Origin of the sequence: Pseudomonas bijieensis (assembly GCF_013347965.1) — a bacterium.
GTDB lineage: Bacteria > Pseudomonadota > Gammaproteobacteria > Pseudomonadales > Pseudomonadaceae > Aquipseudomonas > Aquipseudomonas bijieensis.
Genome location: NZ_CP048810.1, coordinates 6,507,467 through 6,533,862, shown reverse-complemented (window position 1 = coordinate 6,533,862; position 26,396 = coordinate 6,507,467). Strand labels below are relative to the sequence as shown.

The window sequence follows — 26,396 nt, the reverse complement described above, 5'->3', positions numbered from 1 at the left end:
GAAGCATCTGCCGGTAGGCATTCTCTATTGTCTACTCAAACAGGACAGTCTTTCGTTTTTCACCTGCTTATTGAATATCCTGATAAACATTAACCTTCTTCTGAACTCGGCGAACGGCCCCAGCCGTCGCCCATAAACATCAGGAGAAATCATCATGCTGACCCTTCGCAAAGCTTCGGACCGCGGCATCGCCCGTCACGGCTGGCTGACCTCGTTCCACACTTTCTCTTTTGCCAGCTACCGCGACCTCAACCAACAGGGCTTCTCCGACCTGCTGGTCATCAACGATGACCGGGTCGCCGCGGCCAAGGGCTTCGGCCAGCATCCCCACCGGGACATGGAGATCTTTTCCTATGTGCTCGAAGGGGCGCTGGAACACAAGGACACCCTGGGCACGGGCTCGGTCATTCGCCCCGGTGACGTGCAATTGATGAGCGCCGGCAGCGGCGTGGCCCACAGCGAGTTCAACCACAGTGCGGACGAGCCGGTGCACTTCCTGCAGATCTGGATCGTGCCCAACGTCAGCGGCGCCACGCCACGCTATCAACAGGAGCATTTCAGCCGTGAGCAGAAACAGGGTCGCCTGCAATTGATCATCTCCCCGGATGGCGCCGACGGCTCGCTCCAGGTGCGCCAGGATGCACGGGTCTACGCCGGGTTGTTCGATGGCGAGCAAAGCGCCACCCTGACCCTGGCCCCGGATCGCTATGCCTACGTGCATGTCGCCCGAGGCACTGTCGAGCTCAACGGCGTGCCGTTACAGGAAGGTGATGGCGTGCGCGTGCGCGAGGAGCAGGTCCTGGCCTTGAGTAACGGCCAGGATGCCGAGGTGCTGGTGTTCGATCTGCGGCCGCAGGAACTGCCACAGATGCCATGACAGCCGTGTCTATGCCTGCCCCCCACTGTGGGAGCGAGCCTGCTCGCGATAGCGGCCTGTCATTCAATATCAACGCTGAATGACCCTACGCCATCGCGAGCAGGCTCGCTCCCACATTGGACCTCATGACCGCTTCACTCATTCTCCAGCGCAAACACCTCGACAATCTCATCGATTACCGCCCGCACCCGTGCGGTATGGCGCAGGTCCGCGTGGGTGACCAGCCATACCTCGTAAGGCAGCGGGCGCGTGCGTTCCGGCCAGATCCTCAGCAGCCCGTCACGCTCCCCCATATACACCGGGATTTCCCCCCACGCCGATGCCCGCGGCAATCGAACGGCGCACCAACAGGCTCGAACTCAGGCTTGCCACGATCCGCCCGCGGTTGATCGGCTCGCAGACCAGGGTAAAGTCCTTGCTGCCCTGCAAGTAGGGCTGGTAGACCACCAGGTCATGGCCTTCGAATTCACTGCCGGGCGACGGCAGGCCATGGGCATCGACATAGGCCCGGGACGCGAACAGCCCCACCGGCCAACGCGCGATCCGCCGGGCGATCAGGTCAGGGTTGTCGGGCCGGGTGTTGCGTACGGCAATGTCCGCCTCCCGCTTGACCAGGCTGAGTATCTGCGTGGAAGCATCCAGCTGCACGCGCACATCAGGGTGCCGTCCATGCAAGCGGGCAATGGCGGGAATCAGGAAATCGATGGCCAATGAGTCGGTAGTGGCAACCCGGACATTGCCAATCAGGCGATCATCCAGGCCCTGGATCCGGCGCTCCAGTTCCAGCGCCGAATGCTCCATCTTCTCCACCGCCTCGAGTGCCGCCTCGCCGACGGCTGTCAATGCGTAACCGTCAGGGGTGCGCAGGAACAACGCGGCACTCAGGGATTTCTCCAACGCCGTGATGCGCCGCCCCACAGTCGCCTGATCCACCCCCAATGCCCGCGCGGCACCACGCAAGGTCGACGCCCGGCAAACAGCAAGAAACACCCGCGCATCATCCCAATTCATCTGCCTCTCCAGTGATGCAAATCTGCATCGCATTGCCGCGAAATCGCTGCATAAACGCAGCAACGATAGCCGATATGCTGGGCGCCATAAACCCTTCACAGGATCGCTGTCATGACCACTCCATCCGCTGCGCTCGACTCCGCGCCCACGGGCATCTGGTTACCCATCTTCGCCGGCCTCTGTGCCAGCCTCGTCAGCATCGGCCTGGCGCGTTTCGCCTACACGCCGCTGATCCCTTCGTTGATCGAGGCCCATTGGTTTTCGGCCAATGACGTGGTCTACCTGGGGGCAGCGAATCTGGTCGGATACCTGGTCGGCGCCCTGCTCGGCCGTCCCATGGCCCACCGACTGACCAACAGGAACGCCTTGCGGCTGATGATGCTGGCCGTGACCGGCGCGTTTTTCGCCTGTGCTTTCCCGCTTTCGGTCACCTGGTACTTCGCCTGGCGGCTACTGTCGGGAATCGCCGGCGGCGCCATCATGGTACTGGTGGCGGCGACCGTATTGCCCCATGTGCCGGCGGCGCGCAAAGGGTTGGCCAGTGGTGCGATTTTCCTTGGCATCGGCCTTGGCATCGCCGGTTCGGGAACGATTGTGCCACCGCTCTTGAGCCTCGGCTTGCAAGCCACCTGGCTGGGGCTCGGCGCCCTGTCACTGGTACTGACCGGGCTGAGCTGGTTTGGCTGGCCCCAGGACACGGCGCATGTGGCAGCCAGCGCTGCGCCCGACGCCCCCATGCCTGCGGCTGTCTTCCGATTGTTCGCCCAGTACGCCTTCATGGCCGCCGGGCTCGTGCCTGCGATGGTTTTTTTGGTGGACTACGTGGCCCGCGGCCTCGGGGCCGGGGCACATGTCGGGGCACTGGTCTGGGTCATGTATGGCCTCGGGGCGATTATCGGGCCGGTGAGCTATGGCTTTCTCGCCGATCACCTGGGTGCGCGCAGGAGTATTCGACTGGTGCTACTCGTGCAGGCAATTGCCCTCGGCTTGCTGGCGATTTCACAAACCTTCATGGCGTTGGCGCTACTGGCGGTAGTCATTGGTTCTTTCCCACCGGGCATTGTGCCTTTGGCCCTGGCCCGGGTGCATGAACTGATACCCAACCATCATCGCCAACAACTCGCCTGGAGTCGTGCCACGGTTTCATTCGCGACCTTCCAGGCGGTCGCCGGGTTTGCCTATTCAGCACTGTTCAATGCCAGTGGCGGACATCACGCTTTGCTTTTCCTGATTTCCGCAGGGGCCATTCTTGTTGCACTGACGCTCGACTTCACGCCATGGGGCAATTCGAAAGTGCTGAACTCGTAAGCATTGAAGCCATTCAGACGAAAAACTTCTAAAAAAAGTCGGGTGACTTGGCGAATTCAAGCTTTGATCTATGGAGCGGCGAAGCATCTTGGACTGGCTTCACTCTCAGCCTGAAATGTGCTCGCCTGTTGCCACGAGGCATGGGGGCCTATAAAGTTCCCAAAAGGATTTTGTTTCTGACCGGCGGTCATGATCCTACCCAAAGCAAATTGACCCGATGCACGAGCCCAGGCAATAATTTCATTTTGCCATCAACTCCTGACTTGCTTATTCACGGAAGAAAGCATGAAAACCCTTATATCCCTCGCTTTAATCTCGATTGCGTGCAGTGCGGCTGCGGATGTCCAGAACATCAAATACATTTACGATGATTCGGATGCCGTGTACTCCATCGTCTCGTCTGTCGATAGTGGTTCAGCCATCCAGGCCACCGTGCAGAGAACGGGCACCTACTTCACCAACTACACGAAACTGGAACTCGACTGCGCCAGCCGCAATGTGCGGCATATGGGGATGTACAACAGTCTCGCAGGGTTGGAGAAAGCCGAGTTCGACCAGATGCAAGGGCGAATCATCGACGGCTCGATCGCCGACGAAGTCGGAAAGGTGTTGTGCAAGGAGACGACCTTGACCGCATCGCAAGCCACCCCGCAAACCGAAGACCTGCCCACCGAAACTCAGACAGACGATAACAGCTGATTTTTTGTCCGTAACACCGCAGCCTGCTCCCGCAAAGTTGCACGGCCCCCTTTGCCCATCACAAAGTTCATCTCTGATTTTGCGACGGCTTCATCGCAAGGTTTGTCTGCGTTCCGATTTCGAACGGTAACTGCCAGGCGGCACACCAAAGAAATCCCGGAAACGACGCTGGAAGTGCGGGGAACTGACGAAACCCGTCGCCACGGCGATTTCAGTCACGGACCGATTGGTTTGCTGGATAAGCTGGCGGGCACGTGTCAAGCGCAACTCCAGGTAATAGCGTGTTGGGGTGGCACCGAGAAAACTGCAGAACCGTCGTTCCAACTGCCGCTTGGAAATCTTGACGCACGCCGCCAGCTCATCAATGGTCAGAGGCTCTTCTACGTTTTGCCACATCAGCTCCAAAGCCAGCTTGAGGCTTTCCGGCAGCGTCGGGTCGGTCTCGACGAAGACCGGAGGCAAGTCCGTCGCATCATCGCCCGACTCATCACAGCGAAGAATTTCCTCGATGGCGCCCACCAGTGCCGCCCCACCCGTCTGGCGAATCAACTGGAGCATCATGCGCAGCGAACTGTTGGCACCTGCGCAACTGACCCGCTCCCGATCAACGACATAGGCCCGGCTGGACACCTTCACATGGGGAAACACCTCCGCCATCATGGCGCGGCTTTCCGGGTGGACAGCGCATTCGAAACCGTCCAGCAGATTGGCATCAGCCACAAAGAAGACACCATTCCACAGCCCTCCCAGTATCGCCCCGGACGCCGCATTGGCGCGCAGCTTGCGCCGCAGCAAGGGGTGGCCTTGCAACTTCACCCGAAAGCCGCCGGCAACGATCAGCACGTCCTGGTTTTCCGGCATCTGTGCCAGCTCGATGTCGGTCGAGATGACAATGCCCAGGTCGCTCGTCACCTGTCCTCCTGAAACCCCCACCGTCAGCACTTCATAGAGGGGCATGTCGCTCATCAGGTTGGCGGTCACCAGCGCATCCACCGCACCGGTGAAGGACATCATCGAGAAGTTGTCCATCAATATAAACGCGACGCGAATCGGCGACTGGCTGGCGGGTGCCGCTCCGAGTGGTCGATAAGCCATGTTCTTGTTTTTGAGTACGCTCTCGAATGCGCTTGGCATAGGGCCTCGTTAATACCTTAAAGACGATGAGGGTTTGCTGCAGGTGGGTGCCGTTAACCACAAGGCAAAGAGACAGAGCAAACCACGCTATCTTCCAGGCTAGTCAAACCGGGTGCAATCGCACCGACGCCCTCTACTGATCGACCCGCGCCAAAACGGACGGCCTCAAGTGCCTACGACTTTGGTCGATACATTGGCTGTAGGCATGGGCGCTTTTCCCTTCCAGAGACTCGCAACGCCAACCACTGCTGTTTCCGCCGTTCCAACACTTAAAAAATTCCGCGGGAGAAGTCATGAATATCAAACAGAAGCTGACATGGGCGTTCGCGGCCATCGCCTGCCTCCCGGTTATCCTGGTGGCGGTGCTTGTCGTGCTGAACCTGCGCGACGCCGCGAAAGCCAACTTCCTGGACAGTAGCGGTCGTGAAATCCGTCAGATCGACAACGGCATGAAGCAGTTCTTCGATGGCATCAGCCAGAACGTCGAATACATCGCCAAGGATCCACGGATCATCGCGGCCAAGGGTTTGAAAAATTACTCCCTGGCCGATGCTGCACAAACACCGCTCCCCGAAATCAATCAACAGCTTCTGGAAGTATTCGACCGATTCGCCAAAAGCCATCCGACCACCGCCTACCTTTCCGTGGGGATGAGCGACGGTGGCTACGCCAGTTGGCCTGACGACCCCAAGATGACCAACTACGACCCACGCGTGCGCCCCTGGTACAAGGCCGCCCTGGCCAAACCAGGCACCGTGGCGCGTACAGATGCCTATTACTGGGCGCCGGACGATGTGTCGCTGATCGGCACCGTACACACCGTCGCCGACGCCAGCGGCAACGTCGTGGGCGTGGTGGGCCTGGACGTGTCGCTCAAGCAACTGACCGAACTGGTCAAGAACATCAAGTTGGGCGAGAGCGGCTACCTGATGCTGGTGGAAGCCAACGGCAACGTCCTGGTGGACCCTGCCGATGCCAAGCACAACTTCAAGCCGCTGGCCGACCTGGGCCCCAACTATGCCGAGCTGGCCAAAAGCAGCGATGGCGTGACCCAGATCGAGATCGAAGGCGTGCCCTACATGGCCAACGTGGTCAGCTCCAAAGGGTTGGGCTGGCGCTTCATCGGCCTGATCAAGCGCGACGAAGTAATGGCTGAAGCCTCGAGCCTGACTTGGCTGATCGCCGCCATCGCCGCCGCGCTGGCCGTGGTCTTCGCCGTGGTGGGCGCCAGTTTCGCCAGCGTAATCGTGCGGCCGATCCGCGGGGTTGCCAACGGTCTGCAGGAAATCGCTGAAGGTGAAGGCGACCTCACCCGCAAACTCTCGGTACAAGGCAAGGACGAAACCGCCACCCTGGCAGGCTGGTTCAACCAGTTCCTGGGCATGATCGCGCAACTGATGCAGCGCATCGGCAGCGCCTCTTCCGACCTGCAAACCGCCGCAGCCGATACCAGCCACGTGGCCCAGAACATGAACGACGCCGCCGGGCGCCAGCGCCAGGCCGTGGAGCTGGTCAGCACCGCGTTCAATGAAATGGTCGCCACTGCCAACGAAGTTGCCCGCTCGTGCAGCCAGGCGGCCTCCAGCGCGGACGAAGGTTATCGCGACGTGCATGACGGCCAGCATCACATCGGCGAAGCCACCGGCAGCGTGCTGAAACTGAGCGAGGACCTGCAGCAGTCGACCCAGACCATGCAGGCGCTGGAACAGGACAGCAAGAACATCAACACCATCCTCGACACCATTCGTTCCATCGCCGAGCAGACCAACCTGCTGGCCCTCAACGCCGCCATCGAGGCCGCGCGGGCCGGCGACCAAGGTCGCGGGTTCGCCGTGGTAGCCGATGAAGTCCGCGCCCTGGCACGGCGTACCGCCGACTCCACGGGCGAGATCGACAGCCTGCTGGGCAACCTCGCGCGGCGCACCCAGGAAGTCACCCAGCAGATGCAAAGCAGCCTGCAGGTGTCGCAAACCAGCGTGGAACGCATCCAACAGGCCCGCGACAGTTTCGACAAGATCCGCAACTCGGTGGATTCGATTCGCGACCAGAACACTCAGATCGCCACGGCGGCAGAGGAACAGCACCAAGTGGCCGAAGACATCAACCGGCACATCGCGCAGATCCATACCGATGCACAGCTGGTGGAGGAATACGCCCACTCGGCGCAAACCGGTTCGGGGCGTTTGACGGATATTTCCGGGCAGCTCAAGGGTTTGGTGGGACGGTTCAAGTTCTAGATTGCTTGAGGGGCGAGCCAGGGATGGCTCACTCAGGACGATACAAACGAAAAGCCGCAATCGAGCGCACGGCGTTCATATTCCAGCAGACATTCATAGTCCGCCTCACTGGCTGGCAGCACTTCCCTGATAGCCAGCGTTCGAGAAACCTCCGGCAGTTGGCTCAAGGCTTCATTCATTGCCTTCCTGATTGAGTCTGCGTCCGCAGGCGTTCGCCGAATCGAGGTTACATAGGGCAGGCAGGGACTGCGCACACTTCGCGCCAGGACTCTCAGGCCTTCGATCTCATCACTGTTATCCCTCGCAAGATAGTCGTAGGTGACGCTGTCGACAGAAGCCAAATCACCGTCGCCATCTTTCAGCCTTCGCATGCTCTCTCTGTGCGATCCGGTGAAGGTTAGTCTTGAGAAAAAACCACGGTCGCTGATCCCGGCAAGTGTATGACGCAATAGATTCATTCCTGAATTGGAATCCTGAGCGTTGATCAGTCCATGGCTGCCCTGGAAACCCGCCAGATCAGTCACGGCCGAATCAGCTCTACAGAGCAGCAAACTGCAATGGTCACCGCCCGAGCTATGGGCAAGCTCATAGCTTGGGCGCCCGATCAGCCTCACCCTTCCCCGCAGCGATGTGACTAACGGATAGCCGCAGGTCTGGGACAACAAGAGGTCCGGGGAAAGCCAATGGGCCGCTGGCTCAACAATTTGCTCTTGCTCGCGGTGCTCGCCCAAAATCGCCAGGACACGTCGAAGCCAGGCTTCCTGTGCCTGTAAAACCCTTGCGGGAGCGAGGTACATGGAGAGATCGCTGGTCATATGAAATCCAATTAAAGGACTGTTATCGGCGCTTGGCGCTGATCACAGCAAGAAGCTGTTAGCCGGTTTTTTCAAGCCCAAGCGGTCCCTTAGCGTCCCGGGTTCATATTCCTTGCGGAAAATCCCTTTGGCTTGCAGCAAAGGCACCACGCCACGCGTGAATGCTTCGAAGTCCGTCGGCAAAAACGGGAACATGAGGTTGTAGCCATCGACGGCATTCGACTCGTATAACGCTGAAAGCTTATCGGCTATATGTTCCGCCGTTCCGATCAGTAGCCAGGTACTGGAGCTCTTGACCAAGCGGCGCCCTATTTCGCGGATAGACAAGGAAGGATCGTACTTCTTGAGCAGGGCCAGCTCAGTTCGAATGCCATCAAACTCAGACTCATCTGGCAACGCTGGCAGGGGGCCGTCCGGCGAGAGCCCCGTCAAGTCGAGGCGGGTGTAGCTGGAGACCAGATCAATCGCCACGGCATCGATAATGAGACTGTCCTCCAGTTGCCGACGTCGCTCCTCCTCAGTCTCATCCTCCAGAACCACCGGAAGCACACCGGTAATGATTTTCAGATCACTGGAATGCCTGCCCTTCAACTCGAGCCGGCGATTCAAATCGGCCCTGTACGCCAGTCCTTCTTCAACCGTATTGATGAAACAGAAATGCACGTCCGCGTGGGCCGCGGCCAGGTCCTTGCCCGCTTCAGAAGACCCCGCCTGGGCCAAGACCGGATGCCCTTGAGGTGGACGCGGCACGTTAAGCGGCCCTCGCACGCTGAAATGCGTCCCTTTGTGATGGATCGGATGGATTTTCGATGGATCGGCAAAATCGCCGGTGCCCTTGTCGAATTCAAGCGCCCCGTCCTCCCATGAGTCCCAAAGCTGTTTGACGACACGAATGAATTCATCGGCCCGCAGATAACGATCGCCGTGTTTCGCCACGCCTGACAATCCGAAATTCGAAGCCTCCTCTTCCAGCCAGGAAGTCACGATATTCCAACTGCCTCGCCCTGAACTGAGATAGTCCAGCGATGCAAAATACCGCGAGATGTTGAAGGGCTCGTTATAGGACGTTGAAGCCGTGCCCATCAGACCGATGTGCTCGGTCACAGCGGCCAGTGCGGACAAGAGCGTAATGGGCTCAAGGCGGGCATTGGCATAGTGCCTCAAGCCGCTGGCCACGGAGTCCCAGACCGCCACGTGATCGGCGACAAAAACCGCATCGAACTTCGCCGCCTCGGCCGCCTGCACCAGTTTTACGTAGTAGCCCAGCGTCAATATTTCCTGGGTCGGTGACAACGGGTGGCGCCAGGAAAAACGATGGTCCCCTTGGGGATTAAAGAAGAACAGATTCAGGATCATACTTTTATTGGACATAACGCCTCCGCGACCTCACCAACATCGCATTCATGTTCAGTTGGCCGTCTTGACGGTATTTTCGGCGACCCACTGCGCCGCGACTTTTGCCGGATCCTTGTGATCGATATCAACAAGGCGATTGAGTTGCTTGAGATCGTCATCGGTCAGCTTTGCGGAAACTTCGTTGAGCACCTTGGTGACTTCCGGGGTTAGCAGTGCCTTGCGCCCCAGTGGCGTGATGTTTTGCAGGGGTTGTTGATGCTTGTCGTCCTCGAGCACAACCCAGGGGTCTTTCGCCAGGATGCCTTGCGTGGAGACGACGGTGGCGACGTCGATAGCGCCTGAATTCAACGCCAGCCGCGACAAGGGCCCGCCCATGTCCAGGGATTTGACGCTCTTGAAATTGATGCCGTAGACCGCTTTCAGCCCAGGCAGGCCCAAGGCAGAAGTGGCGACTTCCGGTGGTCCGCCCAACGTTAAATCAGCTGAGACAGGCGCCAGGTCGGACAAGGTGTGCAAGTTGTACTTTTCTGCGGTCTTTTTAGTGACGGCCCAAGCCGTAATAGAGCCCGCCGCGGAAGGCTCAAGCAACTGCAGGCCCGCCGGTAACTTCTGTTGCAAAGCGCTGACGATCTCCTTTTGGCTGGTCAGGGCTGTCTTGTCATCATAAAAACTCAGCAGTGATCCTATGTATTCGGGTACAACGTCGACATCCCCATTTTCCAAGGCCTTGGCGATGATCTGGCGATTGCCCAGATTGAGCCGGGTCTTGACTTCTATCCCTTCATTTTTCAAGGCTGACGCATAAATGTTTGCGAGAATCGTCTGCTCGGAAAAATTGGCCCCGCCTATGGTGATGGACTGAGCACTGGCAAACGTGCTGCCCACCAGCAAGCCTAACCCCAGCAACAATGAAACCGATTGCACTGAGCGAGCCTTCGAACGTTGTTTGTTTTTCATTTGGACTTGTACCTCTGCAAAATTAATAGGCACTTTCAAATGCCCTGATCATGTAGCGCTCAGTTCAACATTCCCTGTTCGCCATTTTCGAACCATGAGTGTTTCTATCGTCGAGCAGAGCCACTCGCTGACAATCGCAAGGGCCGACACCACCAATGCGCCGCCAATAATTTGCGGTGTATCGTTGCGACCCAGTCCGTCGATGAGAAACCTGCCCAACCCACCGAATCCCGCATAGGCGGCGATAGTTGCCGTTGCAATAAGTTGCACCAGGGCCGATCTGAAACCGGAAAAAATCAGCGGAAAGGCCAAAGGCAGTTCAAGTTGAATAAACGTTTGCCATCTACGCATGCCCATGGAGGTGGCCGCACTTTTCAACGACGAATCAACCTGATCGATACCGACATAGGTGTTGGTTAATATCGGCGGTATGCTCATGACAACCAGCGCGATAATGACCGTGCTGGTTTCATAGCCAATGACCATGATTGCCAGTATCACAATGCCGAGAGAAGGCAATGCGCGGCCAAGATTGAACACCCCTATCGCCAGGTTTGCGCCCTTGCGGTAATTAGCCATGAATACGCCGAGCGGCAACGCTATCGCACAAGCAATAGTGATACTTAAAGATACGTAATAAATATGCTCCGCCAGCCGCGTCAGTATGCCGTTTTCTCCCAACCAATTTTCAGGAAGAGAAAACCAATGGTAGACACTTGCGATCATGTTCATTAGCGCACCCAAGGGACCAGCCATTTATTGATTGAATAAAACAGAAAATCAAAACACAGCGCCAACATCACCGTCAGGACCAAGCTGACCACTACAGGTGTAGTGAAACTTTGCGCCAACCCGGTAATGAACAGCTGGCCCAACCCACCTTGACCAATTAACGCAGTAACAGTCACCAACCCGACCAAGGTAACTGATGTCGTTCGTAGCCCTGCCAATAACGAAGGCAAGGCCAGTGGAAGTTCAACACCCAGAAACCTCTGCATGCGCGTATACCCTAGCGCGCGGGCTTCCTCCAGGACGTCCGGGGGGTTACTGGCAAGTCCCGCCAAGGTGTTTTGTAGAATAATCAGCAAGGAATACAGACTCAGGCCAATAACCGATGTGGTCTTGGACAAACCGGTAAAAGGCATTATCAAAATAAACAGTGCCAGGGAAGGAATGGTGAACAGTATTCCGCTGACATAAATCATGGGCCGAGCCAAGACAGGCTTCCACAGTGTCAAAAACACCATTGCGCCCGCCACCAGCATGCCTATACACAGGCCCAGTGTGACCAACTGAATGTGATCCAATAACAACTGAACAATCGCTTGCCAATTATCAACAATCCACGCCCCATCCATCATTGCAGGCTTCCAGGTCGGGATCCGCTCAAGGCGTTATAAAGGGACTCGATCGAGATGCAACCTTCGTAACCTCCTGCCTCATCCACCCGCACTACAACACCGGTTGGGGCACTGAGGATTTTCACCAATGCGTGATGCAATGAGTCATTTATCGTAACGGTTGCCAGCTCTGGAGCGGGTACAGTGGATTCACCGTCAATTTCCGCCGGAAGATCGGCGACTTTCATCAGCGTAAGTCTTTTCAATAAAGGGTCTTTCCCAATAAACCCCCTCACGAAATCGCTAGCAGGATGGGCCAGGATATTGTGAGGAGTGTCGAACTGAACAAGCCTCCCTTCCCCCTCAAATATTGCAATCCGGTCGCCGACCTTGATCGCCTCCTCCATGTCATGCGTTACCAGAATGATGGTCTTGTGCAAACGCCGCTGGAGCGCAACCAGTTCATCCTGCAATCGCTCGCGTATCACCGGATCAAGCGCGGCAAAGGGTTCGTCCATCAATACAACCGGTGGGTCCGAGGCCAAAGCCCTCGCCAGGGCGACACGGCTTTGCTGCCCGCCCGACAGCTGATTCGGGTATCGGTCAAGAAACTCCGGCTGAAGTCCGACCAGGGAAATGAGCTCGCTCACGCGCTGGCGGATTTTAGACTTACCCCAGCCCAAGAGCCGCGGTACAGCGCCGATATTTTCTGCAACGGTCTGGTGAGGAAATAAAGCCGAGCTTTGCATCATGAAACCAATGCCACGGCGTAACGTAACGACGTCAAGCTCGTCGGTCGCAACCCCATTTACACAGATGCGGCCACTGTCCTGGGTATCGAGCCTATTGATCATTCGCAAAATGGTGGTCTTGCCGCAACCGCTTGGCCCGACAAACACGCAGATCTCACCCTCCCGGACATGAAGCGTCAAATCGCTCACGGCCATTCGCGGGCTGCCCTTATGAGTTTTCTTGACGGCTTCAAAACGTATCATTTTCCAACGCCTAGATTAGCTTTCATTTTTTATTGCTCGGCAGGATGGCGCGGACAATCCACTGGACTGAGCAGATGTCTATGCAATAACTGGAAATAGCCATGAATGACGTAGCCATTGTTTCGAGCTATCCATTGTTCACGCCTGGCCCTATACACCTGTGGCAAGTAAAACCAGGGCAGACCGGGAAGATCGTGATGAACCAGATGAAGGTTGAGATTCAGAAAAAGCCAACTCAATAGCCCTGACGATTCATTGATAACCGTGCGGTGTTCTGGAAGCGCTGACGGCCGATGCTCGTAAAACGACCTGATCATTGCAATGGATAACGCTGGAAGCGAAACAAAGAAGATGTACTGGATCGCGCTGATGGCGCTGTATTGCTCAACCAGTCCCAGCAACACGGCAACACTTGATAGATGCGTAGCCCACATCCGCCAATGGCTTCGTCCAGTATGAAACAGCCCCTTTATCTCGGCTTCCACAAGTGAAATGACTGCCAGCGGAGCGCCGATGATCAATCGCCCGCCCAAGGTCTTATTTACCCATAGCAACACCCTCGTATAACCAGGTGAGCGCAACCAAAAGGCACTTGTGACATAACGACTTTCTGGATCTTGACCAGGCACCGTCAGCACCTCGTCGTTGTGATGCGCCAGGTGCGTGTCCCTGTAAATATCGTAGGGATACCATACGGCGAACGGCAGATATCCCAGGGCTTTATTTATGGCTGGCCAGCGCGTTGGATGACCGTGGATAAGCTCATGCTGAATCGACATCCAGAGCACGACCAGCGGAATCAACAAGACGATGGTGAATACTTCGCCCAGCGCGTCCCCATAAAAAACAACGAAAGCCCAGGCCAGGTAGAATCCGACCAACAAAAGCCAGGTTGGCCATTCCGTTTGACTGGTGAATGTCGTGTTCAGCTTAACGATTTCAGCTCGATGAGCTTCATCCAAATAATTTGGCATTGTTGTAAATCGCGTAGATATTGCTTTGAACAGGCGCCCATTCGCTCACGCATCAAGTTGCGGCCCGCAGGACCGGCATTACCTGAAGATGGCTGGCTAGACTAATGGTATGGAAGTGCCCAACAGCGACGATTCACATGGCGTAGAGAAGAAATGCCAAGCCTTCGCTGATTGCACTGCAGGCTTCGCTGTTGGCCTGACACGGGAGCGGTTTACCGGTCACGAATGGAACGGTAATGGAGGCAGAACTAAGGCGGATATTGCCGGAGTGAGAAATCGCTCCTTGGGTTCGGTCACAGGACAGAGCCTCAAGGCTGATTTGGAAGATTCGGGCGCCGGACATAGTCGTACCATAAAATGGGATTGAACATATCCGGTTGTCCGGTAGGAACAATCTAGCACGATGGCTAATACGACCAAGGAATATATTCTATTATGCTTATGCCTATAGCGAATAAGAGGCCTAACCTTTCACCTTGATCGCATACAGCCCACCGGCAATCACCATGCATGCTCCCACCACTGTCCATGCGTCGGGAAGCTCGCCAAACACAAACAGGCCTATCAACGTGGCAAACACCAGAAGCGTGTAGTTGAAAGGCTGGAGCGTAGCCGCTGTTGCGTACCTGAGCGCTTGGATAAGTAAAAGCTGGGCCACTACGCCTGTGATCGAAAGGACCCCGATCAGGGCCCATTGCTCCGGGCTTGGAGACACCCAGCCCGCAAGACCTAGCAAGGTGATGGCTATCGCGCCAAAGAACCCCATGTAGAGCATGTTCGTGGCAAACGAATCACCTTGACTGATGCGTCGGGTCAGCACGCTGAAAACAGCGAACCCCAGGGCCGACAACAATGGGATAAGCGCCGCCAGTTCAAAAACACCGGTGCCCGGTCGAAGGATGACCACCGTGCCCAGGAAACCGACAGCGGCGGCAATCCATCGGCGAACTCCAACGTACTCACCCAAAAATGCACCAGCCAAAGCCAGGGTCATCAAGGGAAACACGGCGTATAGGGCATGCATCTCAGCCAGGCCCAGGTAGCGCAGCCCTATTCCAAACAGAGCGATTTCACCGACGCCGATCAGCGCACGGATGACCTGCAGAAAGGGATGCTGGCTTCGACATGCGGTTCGCAAGCTACCTTGGTAAACGCTGTAACCGACAGCAAAGGCCAGGAATACCCAATAGCGCACCATGACGAGTTGCGCGATGGGCAGATCCTTGACCAGCACCTTGGTGATCCCGTCCTGGCTCGCAAAGATCAGCATCGACAACAGGCACAAGATGATTCCAAGTTGAGGCCTGGGAACCTCGTAGTGACGCATGGCGCTTTCCAGCTGATTGCTCATATATCCCCCATTTCGAGTGTGATTCTGCCCTTCACGACGACATCATTCACGCCCGGCACGCCACTCACGCACACGTAAGTCGGCTTTCGAGAGCGATCAAAGGCTCAAGGGCGGCCTTTAGCACGGCGATCTTCTCAGCAGGCAGACGCGCCAACGGTCGGCGAGGGTTACCCGCGCCATAGCCGGTGATATCGGCACCGGCGTAAACCGATTGCACGTAATCACCCTGCCAGATCAATGACATCACCGGCTCGATCGCCCGCCAGATTTCCCGGGCACGTGCCCAATCCTGCTCAATGGCGGCCTTCACTACCGCCACACAAGAACGCGGCGCCATGTTCGCCCCGCCCCAGATCAGGCCCGCCGCACCGGCAAAGAGCGCGTACGGCACCAGTGGGTCGGCGCCGTTCATTGTCGGCAGGCCCGTGCGGATCAGCGACGCCTGCGCGGCCAGATCGCCGCTGCTGTCTTTGACCGATACGAAGTTCGGAATCTCGCTCAACTGGCGAAGCAGCGAAGGAGTCACTTCTACCCCCACCGCCTGAGGCACGTTGTAGCCGATGATTGGCAACCCGGCTTCGGACACCGTGGCGTAGAAATCGATGATGCTCTGGTCGTCGGTTGGACCTTCGAAAAACGGTGGCAATACCATGACGCCATCGGCGCCACATTCGGCGGCATGGCGGGTGCGCTGCACCACTTCATCCGCCAATAAGGCAGACGTTTGCACGATGACGCGAGCGCGCCCCTTGATAACCTGAGTGCCAAAGGCCACCAGTTGCCTGGACTCTTCCTGGCTCAGGTAGACATGCATGCCTGTCCCTGAGCTCAGGACAAAACCCTCTACGCCAGCAGTCAGATAGCGCTCGAGCAACGTCTCGAAGCGTGGATAGTCGATCCTGCCTTGGGCATCGAACGGCGTGGTCACGGCCAGGTTGAGACCGGAAAAAGCGAATGCGGACATTGAATCGAGCCCTTTCTTGTTCTTCTCCAGCGGACGCACCAACCGCCCTTCCCGGGCTGTTTGCACGCCGTAGTAGCGATGACCAACGCCGAAAGCGCCGGCCATCGTTGCAAGGAAATCAATCCACCGATTTAAGTGGAATCTGGGCCTGGAGGCGCGTCAGCATGGTTTCGCAGTACCAATCGTCAAACTGGCATACGCCATTTTCCGCGATGTCCGAGAAGGGTCCCGGCTCGTAAGTCGGTGAGGTCACACCTGCCTGCGTACCTTCCACCAAACGACGGTCTTGATCGTTGGTGGCAAGCCAAACCTTGGTCAGCCGGTCAATCTCGTAGTCAACACCTTCAACGGCGGTACTGGGCACAAGCCATTTGGTCGTCACAAGCGTTTCGCCAGGCCCGATCGGGAGTACCCGGAAGCTCAATGCGTGATCGCCGAGAAAGTGGTTCCAGGTAGACGGGTAATTAAAGTAGAGCAAGGCGCCAATATCCGGCTCGCCGCTTTTATCCAGGCGCCCCGTAACAGCAGGTTTACCATCCATTGTGTAACTCACGGCGCCCGCGGAAAGTGGAATGCGTGTCATACGAAAACGGCCATTCGGGTCCATGACAAGCTTGCTGGGCATGCCCGCGATTTCGCAGCGATTCCAGTGCGCGGTCAATTCAGGATCATCTTCGCCCCCCACCCCGGCCACCGAAAGATTCTCGACAAAAGAATTCATCAATTCGGGATGCGTACCGTCACAATGGAAGCATTCGCGATTGTTTTCAAATACGAGTTTCCAGTTACCCTTTTCCACGAGGTTGGACTCGAAAGCAACCTTGCAGTGATCCAGGAAATGGGGGGCGATGAAAGGACTTACAGAATGCCTGAAACTTTCGAACTCAGGCGCCTCGTCAGCGACGCATACATAAATGTACGTATGGACAATTTCACAATGAACGGGTTTCAGGTTGTATTGAGACCTGTCGAAATCGGCCCCCATATTACCGGCAAACAAAAGACTGCCGTCCAGCTCGAAAGTCCATTTATGATAAGGACAAACCAGCTTCGCAACTTTGCCTTGGGCGTGCTCACAAACTTTAGAGCCACGATGACGACAAGCATTGTGAAAAGCACGGACCTGACCACTTTTATCCCTGATGATTAAAACTGGATAGTCACCAATCTGCAACGTCAAGTATTGCCCGGGCTTTTCAAGCTCAAAGGTATGCCCGGCAAAAATCCAATCCTTGTGCCAAATCTGCTCAAGATCCTGACGAAAAACCTCAGGTTCAATATACAGCTCACGGGGAAGCGCGTGGCGCGCCTTACGCTTTTGAATCAGGTCGATCACGGATGCTTTGATATTCATTATTATCCTCTACGCATCAACCTGACGGTTAATGGTAAGTACGCCCAGAAAACGGTGTCATGGCCCAACGGGTCCTACGCGGAGCATTGCCCAACGCAACCGCTGAATACGCATGTTTTAGCCATATTTAACACAAAGGGTACGACAGCCTATCCTGTCGGCAAAACTACATTTTCGTCGTTCAACTGATAACTTAGCGTTATGACCCACCGATTCCAGGCAAGACTTTACTTACAATCGCTGTACCGACCGAGAAGATTTAAATGAAAAAAAACTCATATGCTCCATCTGGAAAACTTAGAAAGAATCCAGTCCCGGACTCGCCGACAGGCATCTTCGTATTCAGTCCTTTCATTGCAGGCTACATAATGAAGACTGTTTCGAAGCGTCACCTGATGCTCGACAGGGCGAACGAGCTGCCCTCTCTCGACCATTGCCCCGACAAGCTGGTTCCAGCCCAGCGCAACGCCTTGATGGGTCAAGACCATGTTCATGATCAGGTTGTAATCATTCGCATGAAAAATAGGCGGACAGTCGGCAGGACGCTCATCAATATCAACGTTCAGAAAAGCCAGCCACACCCCCCAGTCCACATGTTCAGCCACACCCGACCGTCCATAGGGGCTTAGATTAAGTAGCGAAGAATCGCGCACCCCTTCAAGCGAGTTCAGTTCGGGATGTGCGTCCAAAAACGCTGGGGAGCAAACAGGATAAATAATATCGTGGCACAACTGATAACTCTTATACCCATCCCCCACCTTGCGAATCTTTGAGATGATGATGTCCGGCTCTATGCCAGGTTCCATATTCACAAAGTTCTGAGTGGTAATCAGATTGAATTCAATATCCGGGTTAGTCGCCCGAAACTCTGGAAGATACTCGGACAGCCATAATGCAGAGAATGCGGGTGAGCAACAAACAGTCAGGATATGCTTCTGCGTCGGAGCGGTACGAATCCTTTCAGCCGCTTGTGCGATATTAACGAACGACAGTTGCGCCGCCTCAAAAAATATCTTTCCCTCGGCGGTTAGTTCTACCGTGCGCCCGGCACGCATGAACAGTTGAGCGCCCAACGAGTCTTCAAGCTCTCGAATCTGCCGACTGATCGCGGCTTGCGATACGCACAGGGCCTCCGCTGCCCGAGTGAAGCTTTCATATTTAGCGGCGGCGACGAATGCCCTGACAGCCCGAAGGGAAGGCATTCTAAGCAGTAATGTATCGGGGTCAACGTGTCTGCTGAGCATGGTAAGCCCTCACACTCCTATCATCCGCGAAAGCGGCGGAGCGTAACTCAATAGCCTAGCCCAGGCCATACAAAAGCGTCGTGATTGCGCAAAGGCGGTCGTTTTAGCGCGTCTCGATAACGTTAGGTTATCCATAAAGCCCTGTAAATGTTGTTGGATTTAAAATCGGGATACTTATAGATTGAAAAAAAGCCCGACCCCAAGGGCAAACAATAAAAAACAGGTACATGTCATGCGCAGATCTATCTTTTATTACTGCCCGCCTAAATTACCAACGCTCGAGCTCAATTCGATTTCGCGCGCTTGTAGGGTTACACGCAAAGGAGGGACGCGATGACTAGCCCAGACGAAATCATTTCTGTTAAGAACGTTTTTAAGATATTTGGCGCGCAACCTGACACGGCGATGAAAATGCTCGCCGCCGGGGCAAGCAAAAAAGAAGTCTTTGAGAAAACAGGTCAAGTTATTGGTGTTTTTGACGCCAGCTTTGCTGTTAAGCGCGGTGAAATATTTGTGATCATGGGACTCTCAGGTTCTGGGAAGTCCACGATGGTGCGATTGTTCAACCGCCTTATCGAGCCCACTTCAGGCAGTATTTATCTGAATGGTCGAGAAATTACGGGCCTGGCTGATAAAGCCCTTCTTGATGTCCGCCGTAAAGAGATGGGCATGGTGTTCCAGTCCTTTGCCTTGATGCCGCACATGAGCGTTCTGGAAAACACCGCCTTTGGGCTGGAAATTTCCGGCATTGGTGAAAAGGAACGGCATAGCCGCGCCAGGGAAGCCCTCGCCCAAGTCGGTCTTGCTGGACAGGAGCACAGTTATCCACATCAACTTTCCGGCGGCATGCAGCAACGCGTAGGCCTGGCCCGCGCGCTTGCCAACGACCCGACCATCCTGCTGATGGACGAAGCCTTTTCCGCTCTGGACCCGCTTATCCGCAGCGAGATGCAGGGAGAACTCATTCGCCTGCAAGCCGAGCAAAAGCGAACCATCATCTTCATTTCCCACGACATTGAGGAAGCTGTTCGCATCGGTCACCGCATCGCGATCATGGAGGGGGGCCAGGTGGTACAGATCGGCACACCTCAAGAGTTGATCAGTCAGCCGGCCAATGACTATGTACGCACGTTCTTCAAAGGATTCGATAGTTCCCGGATTCTCAAGGCAGGCGACGTGGCCAGGCTCAATCCGGAATCGGTTCGTAAAGCGAATGGCCAAGCGCCACATTTCAAGGCCGGCCTGCCATTTGGTTACTTGATCGATGAACTTGGACAACTACTCGGGGTGGTCGATATCGATACCAGCGGCGCGGGTGGCAACACGCATTACACCCAGCACAAACAGCAGCCTGTCTTTACCGATACCCCCCTGCACGAAGTACTGGAGATCGCCGCCAACCTGCCCTACCCGGTCCCTGTACTCGACCGTTCGGGCGCTCTCACCGGGACCCTGTCAAAGAGCGAGTTACTGCAAACGCTGAGCCGCCATTAAACAGCCGCGCCCATCTACGCTGGCGCGTCCCTGACCTGAAGTACCTGCGGCCTCCATGACGTCGCAGCGGTGAAGATGAAGAGGTAAGCCCTAATGTCCGAGTTCAGTTTTCTCGACCCGTTTCAAGTCCTCACCCTTCCATTGGGTGACTGGGTGGAAAGCACCCTCAATTTTCTGGTGCACAACTTTCGCGATGTGTTTCGCGCCATCCGCTGGCCGATCGACCAAGTACTTAACGGCGTCGAATACATTCTGCAGAGCATTCCACCCAGCATCGGGATCATCCTGTCTTCATTGCTGGGATGGCAACTAGCCGGTAAACGCATGGCCTTGCTGTGCTTTGTGACGCTCACACTGCTGGGCCTTATCGGTGTCTGGTCCGAGTCGATGACCACCCTGGCGCTCGTACTGACTTCGGTATTCTTTTGCGCCCTGCTAGGTATCCCACTGGGGATTCTCTGCGCCCGCAGTGACAATCTGGAAAAGGTCCTACGGCCCGTACTCGATGCCATGCAGACACTGCCGGCGTTCGTTTATCTAGTGCCTGTCGTCATGCTGTTCGGCATCGGCAACGTGCCGGGCATCCTTGTGACCATTGTCTTCGCCCTTCCCCCTCTGGTGCGCCTGACGAATCTGGGCATTCGCCAGGTACCGGAGGACAAAATAGAAGCCGCCCGCGCTTTTGGCTGCACACCGCGGCAGATGCTGACCCGGGTTCAGTTGCCACTGGCGACCTCAACCATTATGGCTGGACTCAATCAGACCCTGATGCTGTCGCTGTCGATGGTGGTGATCGCTTCGATGATCTCGGTGGGCGGTCTTGGCCAGATGGTCCTGCGCGGCATCGGCCGCCTGGACATGGGCTTGGCCACGGTCGGTGGGACTGGCTTGGTGCTGCTTGCCATCTTCCTTGACCGCTTGACCCAAGCCATGGGCGCGCGCACCGGAGCCGACCCGAGCCTGCGCTGGTATCACACCGGTCCCGTAGGCCTTCTGCTACGCCTGTTCGGCGCAAAACAGCCTGCGGGGCGAAGCAAGACCGCTTGAACCCTCTTATTCGATCTGCCGCACTTGAAGATAAAAACCCAAAAAAGGTACGTGAAGATGTCTGAATTCAAGCTTTCCCGTCGCATTCTCAATTGCGCTACAGCTTTCGCCATTGCGGCTACGTCCCTGTGCGCAAACGCCTCGGCGAACCAACCGGGGGACGGTGTAAAGGTCACCCCCATCTTCCCCTCTATCGCTGAAGAGCGATTCCGTGGCGAAGTAGCCATGGAAGGCCTCCGAGAGCTGGGCTACAAGGTGCAGGAGCCCAAGGAGACCGAGTACGGCGTCATGATGATGGCCTTGGGTAGCGGTGATGCGGACTTTACCGTGCACTTGTGGGACAAGCTGCACGATAAATTCTTCCAGCAGGCCGGGGGCGATAAAACCATGGTCAAGGCGGGCGACATCATGCCCGGCGTGCTCCAAGGTTATTTGATCGACAAGAAGACCGCTGAAGCCCATGGCATCAAGTACCTCACTGACTTGAAGAAACCGGAAATCGCCAAACTGTTCGACACCAACGGCGACGGCAAAGCAGACCTGACGGGCTGCAATCCTGGATGGGGCTGCGAGCTGATCATCGCCCACCACATGAAGGCCTATGACCTGGATAAAACAGTCACCGTCAACCAGGGCTCCTATTTCGCACTGATGGCTGACACCATTACCCGTTACAAGGAAGGGCAACCGATTCTCTACTTCACCTGGGTCCCACAATGGATCGCCACTGTTCTGGTAGAAGACAAGGATGTGGTATGGCTGGAAGTACCGAAAACCGACCTGCCTGACGGCAAGAATGATGTCGACACGATGTACAAGGGCAAGAATCTCGGCTTTGCGGTAGATAAGGTCGAGGCCGTGTTGAATAAAGACTTCGCCGAGAAGAATCCGGCGGCCTTGAAGTTCCTTTCGGTGATGCAAATCACCACGGCTGACGAAAGTGCCCAGAACTTGAAAATGCAACAGGGCGAGAAAAAACCCGCAGATATCCGCCGTCACGCCAAGGAGTGGGTAGCAGCCCATCGGCAGCAATTTGATGCATGGTTGCAAACAGCTCGCGCTGCGGCGACACAAGCTAATAATTAATAGCCGTACCAAGGTGGGGCAAGTCGATGACTGCCCCGTCCTTTAATGGTTTTCCGTTCGATGTAAGCCGATAGATTCGATACCCCAAGCAATGCAAACGCACTTCGATACCGCCTGATCACATCGTTAATTGAAACTGCAAAGACTTAACATTTACGTCCGTTGGATTCTCAGCACACGTGAAATGACCAAGCACCCTTTTTTGCATGACTGACGTCGGATCGGTTGAATGAACAGGATCTTGAAATGTTAAAAGTATCTTCGTTACCTGCCGATGATCCATCTTGCGGGTGGTACCACTTGAGCAAGGGGCGCCAGATCAAGCCCGCCCATCAAGGCCATAGCAGCGCACGCTGGGTGATTGTCGGTGCTGGCTTTACAGGGCTTGCCGCCGCCCGTCAGCTAGCGGCTCATTTCCCCGACGATTCCATCCTGTTGATCGACGCTCAGGAAGTGGGCTTTGGCACTTCCGGTCGCAATGCCGGGTTCGCTATCGATTTGCCGCATGACATCGCCGCGGAGGATTACATAGGCGATATCGCCACGGCGAAAACCACACTGAAACTTAATCTGAGTGGCCTGGGTTATTTAAAAGAGTTGGTTGAACGCCACAACATCGATTGCCAAATGAAGCATTGCGGCAAATATCAGGCAGCCGTTGAACCAAGAGGCATCGCCGTCCTGGAGGCCTACCGTCGCGGACTCGATAAACTGGATCAGCCCTACCAGATGATCGAGGCTGGCGAACTGCCCGAACATATCGGCACGCATTTCTACCGCAAGGCGTTATTTACACCAGGGACTTCCTTGCTTCAGCCTTCGGCGCTGGTCAAAGGTTTGGCCGACAGCCTCCCCAATAATGTGACGCTGTATGAAAACACCGCGATCACTCATGTGGAGTACGGCACGAAGACGGTGCTCAAGCACGCCGCGGGTTCAATCACCGCCGACAAACTGATCCTGACCAATAATGCCTTTGGCATGAGTTTCGGCTTCCTGAAAGGGCGAATGCTACCGGTGTTCACCTATGCCAGCCTGACCCGCCCCATGACCGAACAAGAGCAGGCTCGCCTCGGCGGCCGGCCTTATTGGGGTGTCATTCCTGCGGATCCATTCGGTACCACGGTACGTCGTACACCGGACAACCGTCTTTTGATCCGTAACAGTTTCAGCTTTAACCCCGACGGCCGCAGCGATTCAAAATATCTGAAACGCTTTGTCGCCAGGCATCAGGCATCTTTCGAGCAACGCTTTCCCATGTTGCCTGAGATGACGTTCGAATATACCTGGGGAGGCGCACTGGCTCTTTCACGTAACCATATGGGTTATTTCGGCGAGCTGTCGCCCAATGTCTATGGGGCACTGTGCTGCAATGGGCTAGGTGTTACCCGCGGCACCGCCACCGGCAAACTCTTGGCGGATTGGCTGGCTGGGGAACACTCTGAACTCATCGATTTCGTCTTGAAATCACCAGGCCCATCTCCTAACCCACCCGCCCCACTGGTTTCAGCAGGCGTCAATATAAGTTTGCGCTGGGGGCAGTACCGAGCCGGTAAAGAAAGTTGACCCGCCCCGACAAACTTGAAGAAGTTGAAGACCACTTGCTCGATCTTCAGCACGTGGTCTCCCTTGGTTGAAAAACTGGCTGCGCTGACTCTATCGAGCCAGCGCCGCTTGATAGGCAGTGACATTAACTGGAGCGAGATTAATGAAATTTGAAGGCATTTACACACCGGCCGTTACTCCACTGACCTCTGACGGCAGTATCGATAAGACAGCCTTCGCCGAAGTCCTGGAGTATCTGGTCGACTCCAAGGTGCACGGCATCATTATCGGTGGCTCAACCGGCGAATATTATGCCCACACCGCTCAGGAGCGTTTCGACCTGGCCGCCCAGGCCAAGGACGTGCTGCGCGGTCGTCTACCGCTGATCGTGGGTACCGGCGCCATCCGCACTGAAGACTCGGTCGCCTACGCCGAAGCGGCGAAAGCCATCAAGGCCGACGCGCTGTTGGTTGGCTCGCCGCCCTACGCACTGCCGACGCAAAAAGAGATCGCACTGCATGTCAAGGCGGTGGACCGCGCCGCCGCTCTCCCCATCATGCTTTACAACTATCCAGGTCGGATGAGCGTGAGCATGGGCGAGGAATTCTTTGACGAAGTCCGCGATGTGAAAAACATCGTTGCCATCAAGGAAAGCTCCGGCGACATGGCTCAGATGCACCGTTTGGCCTGCAAATACCCGCACATCGCCCTGTCTTGCGGCTGGGACGATCAAGCCCTGGAATTTTTCGCATGGGGCGCCCGCAGTTGGGTGTGTGCCGGTTCCAACTTCATCCCCCGCGAGCACGTCGCGCTGTACGAGGCCTGTGTTGTCGAAAAAAACTTCGACAAAGGCCGCCGCATCATGACGGCGATGATGCCGCTGATGGACTTTCTGGAAGGCGGAAAGTTTGTCCAGTCCATCAAGTACGGGTGTGAACTGAACGGCTTGCGCACCGGTGGCCTGCGCGCCCCTCTGCACGGCCTGGACCCTGATGAAAAGCAGGCGCTGCAAGGCGTCATCACCGAGCTCAAGCGCAACATTGCGCAGATCACTGGAGGTGCCTGAAATGGCTGATCTACTGACCAAAGAACAGTACGCGGCCATCGCCGCCCAGTTGAAGTTTCCTACCCAGGCGTTCATCAACGGCGAGTTCCGCGATGCCCTCTCTGGAAAAACCTTCATCACGACGAACCCTGCCACGGGTGAAACGCTTGCCGAGATAGCGGCGTGCGATACCCGTGACGTCGACGTTGCCGTGGCTGCCGCCAAGCAAGCGTTCGAGGATGGTCGCTGGCATAAGCTGTCACCCGGCGCACGCAAACAGGTACTCCTGCGTTTCGCCCAATTGCTGGAAGACAACGCCCACGAACTCGCCGTGCTGGAAAGCCTGGACAGTGGCAAGCCTGTCAGCGAATGCCAGAACGTCGATGTGCCCGACACGATCCATACCCTGCGCTGGCATGCGGAGTTGATCGACAAGGTGTACGACAGCACCGCGCCGACCGGCCACGGTGCGGTAACCATGGTGGTACGCGAAGCGATCGGCGTCGTCGGACTGGTTCTGCCTTGGAACTTCCCATTGTTGATGCTGGCCTGGAAGATTGGTCCCTCCTTGGCCGCTGGCTGTTCCATCGTGGTCAAACCGGCCAAGGAAACCACCCTGACCGCGCTGCGCGTTGCCGAACTGGCACATCAGGCCGGTATTCCGGCAGGCGTATTCAATATTACCCCTGGCGGTGGCCGGGAAGCGGGTGAGGCAATCGGCCGGCACATGGATGTGGCGATGGTCAGCTTCACCGGTTCTACCGACACGGGCCGGTTGTTTCTCAAGTACGCGTCCGAGTCGAACCTCAAGCGCGTGGTGCTGGAACTGGGCGGTAAAAACCCCGCCGTGGTGATGAATGACTGCGAAGACCTTGATCAGGTTGCCCAGTATGTGACGGCCGGCGCTTTCTGGAACATGGGCGAGAACTGCTCGGCGTCCTCACGGCTGATCGTCCATAAAGACGTCAAGGATGAGCTGCTGCAACTGATCAGCAAGCATCTGCGCGATTGGAAAATGGGTGACCCACTGGATCCTGAAAATCGCCTCGGTGCGATGATCAGCAAAACGCATTTCGAAAAGGTGCGTTCTTATCTGGACTATGCCGCCGAGCAGAAACTCAATGTGATGCAAGGTGGAGAGACCGAGTCCGGCGTGTTCGTACAGCCGACGATCATCGACGGAGTCGAACGTGATAGTCGCCTGTTTATCGAGGAGATCTTCGGGCCGGTACTGAGCGTCACCAGCTTCAGTACCCTCGACGAGGCCATTGAACTGGCCAACGACACGGTCTACGGCCTGGCGGCATCCGCCTATACCGGCAGCCTGCGCAATGCCTTGCGCCTGTCGCGGGAGATTCGTGCGGGCGTGGTCACGGTCAACTGTTTCGGTGAAGGCGACGCCTCCACGCCGTTCGGCGGCTACAAAGAGTCTGGCTTTGGTGGTCGCGACAAATCCGTCTGGGCACACGATCAGTACACCGAGCTGAAAACCATCTGGATCGATGCTTCGTAACCTGATCGAACACGTGCTGTATTGACAGCGTTCAGCACACCGATCACCGC

22 protein-coding genes and 2 pseudogenes are annotated in these 26,396 nt (G+C 56.3%); 11 read left to right on the top strand and 13 right to left on the bottom strand.

The window, feature by feature from the left end; translation table 11 throughout:
• Positions 1–154 precede the first annotated feature (154 nt).
• Positions 155–877 (top strand): pirin family protein, encoded by a 723-nt coding sequence (locus GN234_RS29035; protein ID WP_176689461.1) that lies wholly within the window; start codon positions 155–157, stop codon positions 875–877.
• 134 nt (positions 878–1,011) lie between these two features.
• Here GN234_RS29035 and GN234_RS29030 read toward each other — a convergent pair.
• Positions 1,012–1,888, bottom strand: a pseudogene (locus GN234_RS29030) (LysR family transcriptional regulator).
• 111 nt (positions 1,889–1,999) lie between these two features.
• On the opposite strand from GN234_RS29030, the gene GN234_RS29025 reads away from it, so the two are divergent.
• The gene (locus GN234_RS29025; protein ID WP_109755577.1) at positions 2,000–3,196 is read left to right on the top strand and encodes a YbfB/YjiJ family MFS transporter; all 1,197 of its coding nucleotides are present in this window, start codon (positions 2,000–2,002) and stop codon (positions 3,194–3,196) included.
• A gap of 285 nt (positions 3,197–3,481) precedes the next feature.
• The gene (locus GN234_RS29020; RefSeq protein WP_109755578.1) at positions 3,482–3,895 is read left to right on the top strand and encodes a hypothetical protein; all 414 of its coding nucleotides are present in this window, start codon (positions 3,482–3,484) and stop codon (positions 3,893–3,895) included.
• Positions 3,896–3,985: 90 nt separating this feature from the next.
• On the opposite strand, the gene GN234_RS29015 is transcribed toward GN234_RS29020, so the two are convergent.
• On the bottom strand, positions 3,986–5,029 hold the full coding sequence (locus tag GN234_RS29015; RefSeq protein ID WP_176689460.1) for a GlxA family transcriptional regulator: 1,044 nt from the start codon (positions 5,027–5,029) through the stop codon (positions 3,986–3,988).
• Between the two features lie 293 nt (positions 5,030–5,322).
• On the opposite strand from GN234_RS29015, the pseudogene GN234_RS30480 reads away from it, so the two are divergent.
• A pseudogene (locus tag GN234_RS30480) lies at positions 5,323–6,357 on the top strand (cache domain-containing protein); the annotation flags it as partial.
• Positions 6,358–6,411: 54 nt separating this feature from the next.
• A complete protein-coding gene (locus GN234_RS30475; RefSeq protein ID WP_411828795.1) occupies positions 6,412–7,266 on the top strand; it encodes a methyl-accepting chemotaxis protein in 855 nt (284 codons plus the stop codon).
• Positions 7,267–7,298: 32 nt separating this feature from the next.
• Here the strand turns inward: GN234_RS30475 and GN234_RS29005 are convergent, their stop codons facing one another.
• From GN234_RS29005 to GN234_RS28955, 11 genes are all read right to left on the bottom strand, one after another.
• Positions 7,299–8,081 (bottom strand): phosphate/phosphite/phosphonate ABC transporter substrate-binding protein, encoded by a 783-nt coding sequence (locus GN234_RS29005; RefSeq protein ID WP_116832863.1) that lies wholly within the window; start codon positions 8,079–8,081, stop codon positions 7,299–7,301.
• A gap of 42 nt (positions 8,082–8,123) precedes the next feature.
• Positions 8,124–9,452 (bottom strand): LLM class flavin-dependent oxidoreductase, encoded by a 1,329-nt coding sequence (locus GN234_RS29000; protein WP_176689459.1) that lies wholly within the window; start codon positions 9,450–9,452, stop codon positions 8,124–8,126.
• A 36-nt stretch (positions 9,453–9,488) separates the two neighbouring features.
• The gene (locus tag GN234_RS28995; RefSeq protein ID WP_176689458.1) at positions 9,489–10,394 is read right to left on the bottom strand and encodes an ABC transporter substrate-binding protein; all 906 of its coding nucleotides are present in this window, start codon (positions 10,392–10,394) and stop codon (positions 9,489–9,491) included.
• Between the two features lie 48 nt (positions 10,395–10,442).
• Positions 10,443–11,126: an ABC transporter permease gene (locus GN234_RS28990; protein WP_176689457.1), complete on the bottom strand. Its 684-nt coding sequence runs from the start codon at positions 11,124–11,126 to the stop codon at positions 10,443–10,445.
• Positions 11,126–11,755 (bottom strand): ABC transporter permease, encoded by a 630-nt coding sequence (locus GN234_RS28985; protein WP_109755585.1) that lies wholly within the window; start codon positions 11,753–11,755, stop codon positions 11,126–11,128. The genes GN234_RS28990 and GN234_RS28985 overlap by 1 nt, the downstream gene beginning before the upstream one ends.
• Positions 11,752–12,729 carry an ABC transporter ATP-binding protein gene (locus GN234_RS28980; RefSeq protein ID WP_163857909.1) on the bottom strand — a complete coding sequence of 326 codons (978 nt, stop codon included), beginning with the start codon at positions 12,727–12,729 and terminating at the stop codon, positions 11,752–11,754. Before GN234_RS28980 ends, GN234_RS28985 begins: the two co-directional genes overlap by 4 nt.
• Before the next feature lie 29 nt (positions 12,730–12,758).
• The gene (locus tag GN234_RS28975) at positions 12,759–13,703 is read right to left on the bottom strand and encodes a fatty acid desaturase (protein WP_176689456.1); all 945 of its coding nucleotides are present in this window, start codon (positions 13,701–13,703) and stop codon (positions 12,759–12,761) included.
• Positions 13,704–14,166: 463 nt separating this feature from the next.
• Complete coding sequence (locus GN234_RS28970; RefSeq protein WP_176689455.1) at positions 14,167–15,054, bottom strand: DMT family transporter; 888 nt, start codon at positions 15,052–15,054, stop codon at positions 14,167–14,169.
• A 64-nt stretch (positions 15,055–15,118) separates the two neighbouring features.
• Positions 15,119–16,123 carry a dihydrodipicolinate synthase family protein gene (locus GN234_RS28965; protein WP_233459499.1) on the bottom strand — a complete coding sequence of 335 codons (1,005 nt, stop codon included), beginning with the start codon at positions 16,121–16,123 and terminating at the stop codon, positions 15,119–15,121.
• A gap of 13 nt (positions 16,124–16,136) precedes the next feature.
• Complete coding sequence (locus GN234_RS28960) at positions 16,137–17,372, bottom strand: aromatic ring-hydroxylating oxygenase subunit alpha (RefSeq protein WP_176689454.1); 1,236 nt, start codon at positions 17,370–17,372, stop codon at positions 16,137–16,139.
• A gap of 275 nt (positions 17,373–17,647) precedes the next feature.
• A complete protein-coding gene (locus tag GN234_RS28955) occupies positions 17,648–18,616 on the bottom strand; it encodes a LysR family transcriptional regulator (RefSeq protein ID WP_176689453.1) in 969 nt (322 codons plus the stop codon).
• A gap of 333 nt (positions 18,617–18,949) precedes the next feature.
• On the opposite strand from GN234_RS28955, the gene GN234_RS28950 reads away from it, so the two are divergent.
• From GN234_RS28950 to GN234_RS28925, 6 genes are all read left to right on the top strand, one after another.
• Positions 18,950–20,110: a quaternary amine ABC transporter ATP-binding protein gene (locus tag GN234_RS28950; RefSeq protein WP_109755591.1), complete on the top strand. Its 1,161-nt coding sequence runs from the start codon at positions 18,950–18,952 to the stop codon at positions 20,108–20,110.
• Between the two features lie 93 nt (positions 20,111–20,203).
• Entirely contained in the window at positions 20,204–21,157 is a 954-nt protein-coding gene (gene proW / locus GN234_RS28945) for a glycine betaine/L-proline ABC transporter permease ProW (RefSeq protein ID WP_109755592.1), read from the top strand.
• Positions 21,158–21,214: 57 nt separating this feature from the next.
• Positions 21,215–22,243 (top strand): glycine betaine/L-proline ABC transporter substrate-binding protein ProX, encoded by a 1,029-nt coding sequence (proX, locus tag GN234_RS28940; protein ID WP_163857896.1) that lies wholly within the window; start codon positions 21,215–21,217, stop codon positions 22,241–22,243.
• A gap of 246 nt (positions 22,244–22,489) precedes the next feature.
• On the top strand, positions 22,490–23,809 hold the full coding sequence (locus tag GN234_RS28935; protein ID WP_163857895.1) for an NAD(P)/FAD-dependent oxidoreductase: 1,320 nt from the start codon (positions 22,490–22,492) through the stop codon (positions 23,807–23,809).
• 142 nt (positions 23,810–23,951) lie between these two features.
• Positions 23,952–24,854 carry a dihydrodipicolinate synthase family protein gene (locus GN234_RS28930; RefSeq protein WP_109755595.1) on the top strand — a complete coding sequence of 301 codons (903 nt, stop codon included), beginning with the start codon at positions 23,952–23,954 and terminating at the stop codon, positions 24,852–24,854.
• A gap of 1 nt (position 24,855) precedes the next feature.
• A complete protein-coding gene (locus GN234_RS28925; protein WP_109755596.1) occupies positions 24,856–26,346 on the top strand; it encodes an aldehyde dehydrogenase in 1,491 nt (496 codons plus the stop codon).
• Positions 26,347–26,396 lie beyond the last annotated feature (50 nt).

Coding starts and splice junctions, on each gene's coding strand:
- GN234_RS29025 (WP_109755577.1), top strand. CDS start 2,000: ATGACCACTCCATCCGCTGCGCTCGACTCCGCGCCCACGGGCATCTGG.
- GN234_RS28980 (WP_163857909.1), bottom strand. CDS start 12,729: ATGATACGTTTTGAAGCCGTCAAGAAAACTCATAAGGGCAGCCCGCGA.
- GN234_RS28925 (WP_109755596.1), top strand. CDS start 24,856: ATGGCTGATCTACTGACCAAAGAACAGTACGCGGCCATCGCCGCCCAG.
- GN234_RS29035 (WP_176689461.1), top strand. CDS start 155: ATGCTGACCCTTCGCAAAGCTTCGGACCGCGGCATCGCCCGTCACGGC.
- GN234_RS29005 (WP_116832863.1), bottom strand. CDS start 8,081: ATGACCAGCGATCTCTCCATGTACCTCGCTCCCGCAAGGGTTTTACAG.
- proX (WP_163857896.1), top strand. CDS start 21,215: ATGTCTGAATTCAAGCTTTCCCGTCGCATTCTCAATTGCGCTACAGCT.
- proW (WP_109755592.1), top strand. CDS start 20,204: ATGTCCGAGTTCAGTTTTCTCGACCCGTTTCAAGTCCTCACCCTTCCA.
- GN234_RS28935 (WP_163857895.1), top strand. CDS start 22,490: ATGTTAAAAGTATCTTCGTTACCTGCCGATGATCCATCTTGCGGGTGG.
- GN234_RS28950 (WP_109755591.1), top strand. CDS start 18,950: ATGACTAGCCCAGACGAAATCATTTCTGTTAAGAACGTTTTTAAGATA.
- GN234_RS28960 (WP_176689454.1), bottom strand. CDS start 17,372: ATGAATATCAAAGCATCCGTGATCGACCTGATTCAAAAGCGTAAGGCG.
- GN234_RS28930 (WP_109755595.1), top strand. CDS start 23,952: ATGAAATTTGAAGGCATTTACACACCGGCCGTTACTCCACTGACCTCT.
- GN234_RS28995 (WP_176689458.1), bottom strand. CDS start 10,394: ATGAAAAACAAACAACGTTCGAAGGCTCGCTCAGTGCAATCGGTTTCA.
- GN234_RS28975 (WP_176689456.1), bottom strand. CDS start 13,703: ATGCCAAATTATTTGGATGAAGCTCATCGAGCTGAAATCGTTAAGCTG.
- GN234_RS29000 (WP_176689459.1), bottom strand. CDS start 9,452: ATGTCCAATAAAAGTATGATCCTGAATCTGTTCTTCTTTAATCCCCAA.
- GN234_RS28970 (WP_176689455.1), bottom strand. CDS start 15,054: ATGAGCAATCAGCTGGAAAGCGCCATGCGTCACTACGAGGTTCCCAGG.
- GN234_RS28955 (WP_176689453.1), bottom strand. CDS start 18,616: ATGCTCAGCAGACACGTTGACCCCGATACATTACTGCTTAGAATGCCT.
- GN234_RS28965 (WP_233459499.1), bottom strand. CDS start 16,123: ATGGCCGGCGCTTTCGGCGTTGGTCATCGCTACTACGGCGTGCAAACA.
- GN234_RS29020 (WP_109755578.1), top strand. CDS start 3,482: ATGAAAACCCTTATATCCCTCGCTTTAATCTCGATTGCGTGCAGTGCG.
- GN234_RS29015 (WP_176689460.1), bottom strand. CDS start 5,029: ATGCCAAGCGCATTCGAGAGCGTACTCAAAAACAAGAACATGGCTTAT.
- GN234_RS28985 (WP_109755585.1), bottom strand. CDS start 11,755: ATGATGGATGGGGCGTGGATTGTTGATAATTGGCAAGCGATTGTTCAG.
- GN234_RS28990 (WP_176689457.1), bottom strand. CDS start 11,126: ATGAACATGATCGCAAGTGTCTACCATTGGTTTTCTCTTCCTGAAAAT.
- GN234_RS30475 (WP_411828795.1), top strand. CDS start 6,412: ATGATCGCGCAACTGATGCAGCGCATCGGCAGCGCCTCTTCCGACCTG.